Origin of the sequence: Cytophaga sp. (genome assembly GCF_051961495.1) — a bacterium.
In the GTDB taxonomy this organism is placed as follows: Bacteria; Bacteroidota; Bacteroidia; order Cytophagales; family Cytophagaceae; genus Cytophaga.
This window is the reverse complement of the sequence record NZ_JBQCDF010000184.1, coordinates 1-10,047: the sequence shown is the minus strand read 5'-3', so window position 1 is coordinate 10,047 and position 10,047 is coordinate 1. Positions and strand designations below refer to the sequence as shown.

Sequence of the window (10,047 nt, the reverse complement as noted above, 5' to 3'; positions counted from 1 at the left end):
CGAATCGTCTTTTTCAAAGAAAACGCCTCTGAAAAACAGATGACCGAAATTTTTTCCTTTGGAGAAAAGTTCATGAAAATCATTGATGAAAATACTGTCGTCGAGTTGTGTCAGACCAAAATGCAGAGATTTTATATATAGTAGTATACAAACCACAAGGATAATGCTGATGGGGTATGAAACTATTATAAACGGACTTTTGGTATTTGCTTGATCAATAGTCTTTTTTTTCATGAATAGATCAGTAATGGTTTGGCTGTAATTTGATTTTAGGTAAATCCGGCATTCAAGATAGATACTTCTATTGAATACTCAAAAAATGTGATAATTTAGACTTGTCATTTTTTGAAAAACTGAATCTATGCTGGATAATCGTTTTAATTATATTAATGTTCCGGGCCTGGGCGGTTCAGGAGAGCATCACTGGCAAACATTCTGGGAAGGAGCATATCCATCCATTCACCGTGTTGAACAGGCAGACTGGGATCACCCTGTATGTTCTACCTGGGTGAACAAATTACAGATCACGGTTGAACAACACAGCAGTAAACCTGTCGTGCTGATTGCCCATAGCCTTGGCTGCTGCACGGTTATACATGCGCTGGCGCAACATAAACTCAAAGGCATTGCCGGTGCTTTTTTAGTGGCCATGCCTGATGTCACCCAGCATGATTTTCCTAAAGAATGTATTGGTTTTAATCCCTTGCCGGAAATTAAAATCCTTTTTCCATCGCTTGTGGTTGCCAGCGAAAATGATCCCTACATTACTGCGCCGAAGTTAAAAGCGTGGGCAGATACTTTCGGATCAACATTCATTTCGGTTGGTGAACGTGAGCATATTGGTACGGCCGCTAAACTGGAATATTGGGAAGAAGGACAGGAGCTGTTTAAAAAATTCCTTAAAGGAATTAACTGAAAAGTAATAAAATGCAATCGCCCGCAATTTATTTAAACCGAGGGCGATTGCATTTTGCGTAAACTTCCCGCATTAGGCTTTAAGCATTCAGCCTTTAACTTTCCTGATTATAATAAATCTTATAGAAATTCATGCCGCTGACATCATCGCGACCACGTTCGATCAGGTCTTTGTTGCCGTGAATGTAGATGTGAAAATTGCGATCCAGTTTCAATACACTTTTAAATACCTTTGCGTATTTTTTTACAGCCGGTGTGGAGATTTCGAATTCATCTACAATCGGCATCTGGTAGTCTTCCTGAAATTTTGTTTTATATTCTTTGAACGAATCAATCAGCAGTTCATCCTGGATCACATCGTTGGTGAAGGCCTGCATATCGAATGATTCATTTTTTTTAAAATAATTTACCGAACGGTTCAGCAAATCGATCTGGTCCGTTTTTGAAACCTCAAAGGCTTCAGGCATCTGTTCCGTTACAAAGCTCTTACACATGTTCATGTAGTTTTGTGTGTAATGGAAGCTGTCGTTGCGGCTCACGATCTTCAGGAAATCATCTTTCCAGTATTGCGCGTCGCTGGATTTGTTTGTGTTGTCGACTACACAAACTTTATAACCATTTTCTTTTTCGCTGTTTACAACAAAGCAGCCCTTGTCCAGCTTGCGTATATCGATCCCTTTGTCGGATACCGCTTCGTAGCCGTCGCCCTGCGGGAATATTTTTAAGAAGGTTTCTTTTGTTTCAGATTTGAATAAGCCAATAGCATCAGTAGTTTCGCCATCGATCACGCAATCATCAAAATATACTACATAGAATTCTCCGCCTTTAATCATCGGGTGTTTGGATTGCTCATACAAATGCTTGGCGATGTTGATGCTTTGAATGTATAAGGAATCCGGGTCAGTAAAAATATTCGAACAGAATGTATACAGCTCATTCAGGTTCAAATCGGTTTCGTGATGAAAATGATTATATTCTTTATTTTTAAACGGAGAAGTAAAATAATTCAGCAATAATTCTTTTAAAGATTCGTCGTTTAATTGTAAAGGCGTTTTCGAAATTGTAATACCTTCTTCGTCTGATTTGTTGCCAACAAAGTGAGTATAGATTCTCTCGAAATTTATCAATTCGATCTGCATAAAACTAAGCGTATTCAAAATTATGTACTTAAAATTATGCATAATAGGACAATTTAAGTATTAAATAGGAAAAGGGTTATCTACAAATTATACAGAAGTTCCGGGGGTTATGAAAAGGTATTTAAATAAGCAGTAGAATAGGCTTTTTAGAAAAAAAATAGTAGTATAAAGTGATTAATTGATGTGTGTGAAAAGAATTATTTTATTGATTTTAACAGCAATGGTATGCGGTAATCTGGCTGCACAGTCAGACACCGTTTATCTCAAACGAAAAACTGCTGTCTATATAAAACAGTCGATTGCGCCCGTAACACTGATTGGCGCCGGGATGTTCATGAAACTGAATAAAAACGGGTTTAATGACCTGAGTGTGAAAAAGAGTGTGACAGAAACGTATCCGAATTTTCATACACATGCTGATGATTATTTGCGGTTTGCTGCAATACCCATGATCTATGGAGTCGATTGGCTGGGTGTGAAAGCAAAAACCGATATTAAAAACCGTACAGCTATTTTGCTGAAAGCAGAGGCAATGATGTGGATCTCGGTGACACTTTTGAAAAACAGTACACATGTTATCCGTCCGGATGGTACAGACGATAAGTCATTTCCATCCGGGCATACAGCTCAGGCGTTTTTAGGTGCGGTGATGCTGCAGCGCGAATACGGATCCAGAAGCATCTGGTACCCTGTTGCGGGTTATACAATTGCTGCATCCGTAGGTGCGTTGCGGATTGCAAACAACAGACACTATACAAGTGATGTGTTGGTAGGTGCGGGGATTGGTATGCTGAGCGCAAACCTTGCTTACTGGACACACAGATATAAATGGAATAAGAATGTTACGGTCATGCCGGCATACAGTAACCGGTCGGCGGGTGTTTATTTTTCCATGACGTTTTAGATAGTGGTCAGTAGTCAGTAAACAGTGGTCAGTAAATTTAATTTGCCGTAAGTAGAGGCTGAAAGCCTCACATAGTAAAGCTTGGGCGTTGCCCCAAGAAATTAAATTTTATAAGTAACCTTTACAATTATGAAGATTTTAACAGCTGCACAAATTCATCAATTAGATCTGTACACACAGGAGGAAGAACACATTACTTCATTGACTTTAATGGAGCGGGCTGCTGAAGCTTTCGTCGTATGGTTTACAAAACATACAACCATACAAAAGGAAGTATGGGTGTTTTGCGGAAGGGGAAATAATGGCGGAGATGGATTGGCAATTTCCTGTTTATTGATTAATCGGGGATATAAAGTAAAACCATTCATTGTCAAGTCGGGTAAACTTACCGATGATTGCCAGGCGAATTTAACGCGCCTGGAAAAACTGACAGAAGTTGTTTCCATCGTTACAGAGGCTGATCTTGTTAAGATTCCTGCTGATATTCTGATCATTGATGCTTTGTTGGGCTCCGGCCTGAACCGTCCGGTTATAGATCTTTACGCGACGATCATAGATCGCATCAATGCATCGGAGAATACGGTGTATGCCGTGGACGTGCCTTCAGGTTTGTATAGCGATTATCCGGCGCAACATGCAGCGATCATTACGGCAGACCATACAGTTACATTTCAGATGCCAAAGCTTATGCTTTTTTTATCGGATCATGAAACGTATACAGGTCAATGGCACATTGTGAATATCGGTTTGAAGATGGAAGGGACGGCGGACCTGTTGAGCGATTATTATTACACCGATGCAGCAGAGATTCAGAAAATGATCCGTAAACGTCCGGTGTTTTCTCATAAAGGAACCTTCGGGAAAGTACTGCTGATTGCGGGAAGCAAAGGCATGATGGGAGCAGCAACATTGGCAGCGAGATCAATTTTACGTTCAGGCGCTGGTTTGGTATGCGTGCATATACCTGGCAGCGGGGTTGATATTGTGCAGACGCTCATACCGGAAGCCATTTTAAGTATTGATAAGGATAAGGAAGTTGTAACGCAGCTGCCTGATCTGGATGGGTACAGCGCAGTAGGCATAGGTGTTGGTCTGGGTGAACATCCATATACAGCCGATGTGCTGGAAGAGCTGCTGGTGTCTTCTGTTGAGCCATTGGTGATTGATGCGAGCGCATTGAATATTTTATCTACCCATCCACATTGGATCACACACATACCACCGAATAGTATACTAACGCCGCATCCAAGAGAGCTGGAGCGTCTGGCAGGGGTACAGTTCAAAAACAGCTGGGAACGTTTACATAAAGCCATTGAACTCGCAAAGAAGATGCAGGTGATCATTGTGGTAAAAGGTGCATATTCAGCAGTGGTTATGCCAACGGGTGTAGTGCATTTTAATTCTACCGGTAATTCAGGCATGGCAACGGCAGGCAGCGGCGATGTACTTACAGGTGTGATTACTTCATTGCTGGCGCAGGGATATAGTCCGGAAGAGGCGGCGAAGCTGGGTGTTTTCGCGCATGGCTATGCGGGCGATGCAGCCGCGGCAAAGCATTCAAAAGCAGCGATGATCGCATCTGATCTTATTGAATCACTTCCGGAATTCTTCCTAGATTTTGAATAAGAGAGTGCTCAGTGGTCAGTAAACAGTAGTCAGTGTTAATTTTTTGATGTAAGAAATTATATAAGTTAATAGATAACTAACTTTTACTGTTTACTGACAACTGCTTACTAATTTAATAAAATAAAACCAGTGTAATCAAAATCGTGGCAAGCATGAACAGCGGCCAGAACAGCAGCTTCGGAATGTAATTGCTTTTATAATCCACAAATAAATATTCTTTCGTTGAGGAAAACAGCAAGGCATTAACCGTGACAAGCAATACATAGATATATACAATGAAATAAATGTACTCCATATAGGTGACCATTTCGATCTCAAGTGTATTTCTTAAATCAATGTGTGAGATCACAATCACGAAGAAGAATGCCGCGCAGCTGTTGATGACACCAAACGTATTGTAACCCGAAATTTCCACTTCGGTTTTAGAGAAAATAATAATTACCCCAAACAACATTAACTGAATGATGAGCAATGGCAGGATATGTGCGATCAATGCACCAATGATTTTCCTGCTTAGTATAATGTTGAAACTCAACTCCGGCAGGTTGCGCTGGCGCTGAAAATGCTGCAGACCAAAATTGGTATTCAGACTTTTATATTCATAAGAAAAATAACTTCCGAGAAAATCCCAGCCAACCAAAGGAATCGCTTTATTGACACCGGGATCAGTAGAAGGGATGAGCGATTCATACGCATCGGCATCCGGTACCAGGAAAATATTTTTTCCAACGGTATGGTGCCGTAGATTTATTTTTAAATCTTTCCGGTCAAAAGGATACAGTTTGTAATCTACTTTATTTATAATATTCAGTCTGAAATTCCAGCCAACAATCCGGTGCTTGTCTTCAATGCGGTCGTATGCGGTCTCCATGGTGAATGCTTCCGCATCGGTCGACAAATCAGGGAAGGTAACGCCCGGCTCTATGTCTTTATGCAGAGCCGTATCCAGTTTCTGCCAGATCGTTCCGTTTAAACCAATGAGCCTACCGTCTTTAAATTCTATATTGCGAACGTAAATTCCCGTAGGAATATAGACTGGCGTGTCTTCGTGCAGTTTCTCTGTTTCGGCATTGGTTTGATTGATAAAAGTATTGATTGCATTGATATCCGAAATTACGGTTGCATTTGATCCATAATCAAACAGCGGTTGCTTCTGATGGCTGAGCCAGATAAATCCGGTTTCGATAAACAACAACACGGTTACACCTGCCGCCATGATCCATAAGCGTTCTTCTTTATATAATTTGAATAAAAGAATACTGCCGCTGATCAGGGTCAGTAAAATAAAAATAGAAAGAATGATTTCACGCCTGTAGCTGTATTCAAAATCCGGTTCGATCTCATCTTTAATGATATTGATAGCAATAGACCAATTGGTTGTAGGAATGGTTTGATAGAATACGATGGATGCCCTGTTCAGCAGGGGATTCATGTATTCTGCATGCCCCGTTTCTTTATTCAATAATTTCTTGACTGCCTGCTTATAATTTTCATCATCGGTTTCTTCCGCAACTTCATTGAGTGATCTCAGGGCAAGCAAATAATCTTCACGCGGGTGTGATAATACATGGCCACGGTTAGACACAAGCATGGCATAGCCCGTCTTTCCTAATTTCAACGTGTTTAATAATTTACTGAATCCCTGTAAAGAAAAAGTGATGTCGACAATACCGATTTTCTTTTCCGGATTTTTCGGATCATAGAAAGGAATGCCAAAATCTGTTACAACAGCATGAGAGGCCGGTCCGTAGCCGGGTTCAGCCCAAAATGTGTCGTGTTCAATCGGATTAAAAAACCATGCGCTATAATTCCAGCGGCTTCTGTCTGTATAATCATAAAGTTCCTGCGTTTGAATGATTTTATCTTCTTTTTTGTTGTAGAAAGGTGCATACAACCTTTGTTTTGAATCAAATTCATAGGGAAGATAAGCCACGGTAACACCTAAAATGTATGGTTGTGTATCAGCTATCTTTTTTAATTCTGACTCTAATTCCTGTTTTGTAAGAGCGTGCTTGCTGAGTGAATCGGCAAATTGTTGAGCTGTTGCGTTAATGTTTTGCAGTACGGAATCAATCTTCTTGGTAGCAGCTTCCGTTGTTTGTTCACCGAACGCAATGGTTTGTTTCTTTATTTCTTTTTTGCCGTGTATGTATATGATGCTCCATACAATAAGTGCGAACAAAGATAAAATGAATGTAGCAATGCAACCTGTCCTAAAATATTTTCTAAAAGAGTAAATCATCTGTAGGGGAATAAAAGTGAAAAAGAATAATTTTATAGAAAAGAAAATTCCAGACCTGTATAGTATTTATAAAGATCTGGAATTGTAAAAGACATAGCAGTAATTATTCTCCGATGGCACGTTCTGCCCACATGTCAACTGATTCCGGTGCAAACAATCTTGATTTCATATCATTCAGCATCATACGCTCTTCGCCTTTCTGGTAACCGATGAACAATACATCTGCTTCGTGCTGGTACAGGAAGAAAGCCTGATTTTTAGAACCTTTGGAAGCTGCACCGTCTGTATATAAGAAGCCATCTGAATCCTTTTTCAATGGTTTTGCTGTGGCTAAAAACGTAACGTACTCATCAAACTTATCACCTAAAATAGTTTTCATTCTTGATTTCAACGGCTCCTTTGTAAATGCACCTGATTTCAATAGATTGTCACCGGCACGCAAGTTAAACGGATTGTTGGCAGGCGTTGTAACAGGTTTGTTTAATAAGGCTTCAACCTCTTTGCTGTTCGGTGGTATTACTTTTTTCTCTGTCGGTGCAGCTACCTTTGACGTATCAACAGACAAGGAAGTATCTGCAGATGCATTCGCCTGCAAGGAATCTTTATCGGTTTTTTCCGTGTTCTTATGTTCGCAGGATGCAAATCCTATTGTTAAAAGCAATGCTGATACAAGTATCTTTTTCATGATATAAAATATTAGTGTATAGGGTAGTTTAATTTTTTAATGATTTGTCTATATACTGATAATAGGTTTTCGCATTCTGACGGATAACCTCCTGCTGGTTTTCTGTGCTTATTTTCTTTAACAAATTACTGCCGCGGACTTTATCCTCGTTGCTAAGTTGCAACACATATTTTGTAAACAGACCCAGCAGGTTGTATACGTCCTGATCGGAACCTTGTTTCAATTTATTTTCAAACCACTGGTAATGAGTTTGATCATTTATTTGAATATAATAGGCAGCCAGGGCAGCAACAATATTCAGATTATTGAATGATTCAAATTCAGGTGCGCGTTCGATCGTTGCTGCATCATTCAGTAATAATAACGCTTTTAAGCTTGCACCGGCAACCTGGTAAGAAGGAGCATCAAGTCCTTTTTTATAAATCTGCAGATAATCAGTATTGTTGTCCAGAGAAGAAAGCAGATAAATAGCAACGGAGCGGGTTTCACCATGTACATCATTTTCAGCCATGGCTGAAATTTTAGGAGCAAACATGGTTTCGAAATTCGGTACAGGTCTTTTCGTAAATTCAATTAAAGCCTGCATACGTATTTCGGGCGAAGCATCATTTAACGCTTTGCTCAGGTAATTTAAATTTTCAGGGTTGGTCAGGTATGGATTATCTTTTGCAGACTCCGGTTTTACCAGTGCCTCAAATGCCTGCTGACGCAGCAGGTAATCGGTGCCATATAAAAACTGACCTTTCATCAGTTCCAGCGATTTGTTGTGTGTAACAGTACCTACAACAATGTGTTTGCTGTCTACCACTAAGTACGATAACTGTTCCGCAGACACAGGCAGGATGATGGTGTCTTTGTATTTACTGATCCAGTATCTGCCGGAATGAAGTGTAGTATCTTGCTTCGTTCTGTAATCTATCTGTAAAGGAATTCTGTATAAAGTACCCTGCAAGGTATCCTGCAGCTGTGTGATCAGCAGTTGGGTCTTTTTATTTTTTGTTTCATGCTCAACGGATAAGATTGCATGTCCGCGTTTCATGAACCATGGATCAAAGAACCAATGCAGGTCTTCGCCGGTTACATCTTCAAATGCCATGCGTAGTTCATCTATTTCCACAGCGGTGTATGCATTGCGTGTGAGGTACAGGTGAAGCGATTGGTAGAAAGCTTCTTCACCTACAATGTTGCGAAGCATGTTCAATGTCAGCCCGCCTTTGTTATAACTATGCAGGTCAAACATTTCTTCGATATCTGTATAGTGGTAACGGATAAGCGGGTTTTGCAATGTTTCAGATTCAGATAAATAACCTTCCAGATCTTTCTGCGCGTGCTTTAATCCTGCATCATAACCATGTTTGTGCTCAATCCATAAAATCTCGGATACGTTTGCAAAAGATTCATTCAACGGAAGGTTGGCCCAGCTTTCGCAGGTTACCAGGTCGCCGAACCAGTGGTGAAAGAGCTCGTGCGCAATAATGCTTTCCCAGTTGTCGTCTGCCAGGTAACGGTCATCAACCTGTAGTGCTTCCATGAAAATACTTGCCGATGTATTTTCCATGGCGCCGGATACATAATCGCGTATAACCACTTGTGAGTACTTTGGCCATGGATATGGATACTTCAGTTTTGTTGAAAAGAATTCAATCATAGCAGGCGTTTCCCCAAAAATATTCCGTGCATATTTCTCATACGCAGGCTCTACATAATAGCTTACTTCCATATCTTTCCAGGTATCTGTTACCTTTGCATATTCGCCTATTGCCATCATGAACAGATAAGGTGCATGAGGTTTTTTCATGGTCCAGTACCAGGTTAGTGTATTGTTTGGACCTTCTGTTTTATATACCAGTTCGCCGTTCGAGATTACCTGGAATTTTTTATCGGCAGTAATATACATCTCCTGTGTACAGCGTTGGTTGGTTGCTTCAAGCGTAGGAAACCAACAGGATGAAGACTGCGTTTCGCCCTGTGTCCAGATCTGTGTGGGTTTGTCCGGAATCGTATCCAGCGGGTCAATGAAGTATAAACCTTTTTCTTCCGTGATTGCAGCGCTTCCGGACTTAGGCAGGTCATTAGGCTTTGCAGTATAATCAATGTATACCTCAATGGAATCCATTCGGGTATATACTTTATTCAGTGTAATGGTGATGTTTTTTGAATCGTATGTGTAAGCTGTTGTTGGTTTGCCTGCAACGGAGATCGAATGAATGTCAAAACCCTTTGCCTGGAGTACAAGTGTTTGCTGCGGATAAAAATGTGGCTTCAACGTAAGAGTTGCTTTTCCCAGAAGGTGTTGTTTGGGAATATCAAAGGAAACTTCCAGTTTGGTATGCGTCAGATCCCAGTATTGAGTGGGGCTTGGGTTGTAGGCGCCGTGACTGGTTTGAATGGTTTTTTGTTCGCCTTTGTCCGCGGATTGTGCCGGCTGTTTTTTACAGGAATAGAAAGAAGATGCTAAAACAAGAAGAAAGCCGAGTGTTCGTGACTGATGAAAACGCATGAATGTGATGTAAAAGATTCGTGTCAGACGGAGTGA

Annotated in this window: 7 protein-coding genes and 1 pseudogene; 3 read left to right on the top strand and 5 right to left on the bottom strand. The window is 40.6% G+C overall.

The genetic code is table 11. From position 1 onward, the window contains the following. A pseudogene (locus tag ACTHJT_RS09895) lies at positions 1-234 on the bottom strand (tetratricopeptide repeat protein); the annotation flags it as partial. A 127-nt stretch (positions 235-361) separates the two neighbouring features. On the opposite strand from ACTHJT_RS09895, the gene ACTHJT_RS09890 reads away from it, so the two are divergent. Beyond that, positions 362-916 (top strand): RBBP9/YdeN family alpha/beta hydrolase, encoded by a 555-nt coding sequence (locus tag ACTHJT_RS09890; RefSeq protein ID WP_440237858.1) that lies wholly within the window; start codon positions 362-364, stop codon positions 914-916. A gap of 94 nt (positions 917-1,010) precedes the next feature. Here ACTHJT_RS09890 and ACTHJT_RS09885 read toward each other — a convergent pair whose 3' ends face one another. Next, positions 1,011-2,054: a nucleoid-associated protein gene (locus ACTHJT_RS09885; protein ID WP_440237857.1), complete on the bottom strand. Its 1,044-nt coding sequence runs from the start codon at positions 2,052-2,054 to the stop codon at positions 1,011-1,013. 187 nt (positions 2,055-2,241) lie between these two features. On the opposite strand from ACTHJT_RS09885, the gene ACTHJT_RS09880 reads away from it, so the two are divergent. Together ACTHJT_RS09880 and ACTHJT_RS09875 are read left to right on the top strand one after the other, a co-directional pair. Continuing rightward, positions 2,242-2,958 carry a phosphatase PAP2 family protein gene (locus tag ACTHJT_RS09880; protein WP_440237856.1) on the top strand — a complete coding sequence of 239 codons (717 nt, stop codon included), beginning with the start codon at positions 2,242-2,244 and terminating at the stop codon, positions 2,956-2,958. 129 nt (positions 2,959-3,087) lie between these two features. Further along, positions 3,088-4,584, top strand: coding sequence for an NAD(P)H-hydrate dehydratase (locus ACTHJT_RS09875; protein ID WP_440237855.1), 1,497 nt, complete (start codon positions 3,088-3,090; stop codon positions 4,582-4,584). A gap of 112 nt (positions 4,585-4,696) precedes the next feature. Here the strand turns inward: ACTHJT_RS09875 and ACTHJT_RS09870 are convergent, their stop codons facing one another. The 3 genes from ACTHJT_RS09870 to ACTHJT_RS09860 all read right to left on the bottom strand — a co-directional run bounded on the left by ACTHJT_RS09870 (position 4,697) and on the right by ACTHJT_RS09860 (position 10,011). Next, positions 4,697-6,766 (bottom strand): PDC sensor domain-containing protein, encoded by a 2,070-nt coding sequence (locus ACTHJT_RS09870; protein WP_440237854.1) that lies wholly within the window; start codon positions 6,764-6,766, stop codon positions 4,697-4,699. A 163-nt stretch (positions 6,767-6,929) separates the two neighbouring features. Further along, positions 6,930-7,511 (bottom strand): hypothetical protein, encoded by a 582-nt coding sequence (locus ACTHJT_RS09865; RefSeq protein WP_440237853.1) that lies wholly within the window; start codon positions 7,509-7,511, stop codon positions 6,930-6,932. 28 nt (positions 7,512-7,539) lie between these two features. Next, on the bottom strand, positions 7,540-10,011 hold the full coding sequence (locus ACTHJT_RS09860; protein WP_440237859.1) for a M1 family aminopeptidase: 2,472 nt from the start codon (positions 10,009-10,011) through the stop codon (positions 7,540-7,542). Positions 10,012-10,047 lie beyond the last annotated feature (36 nt).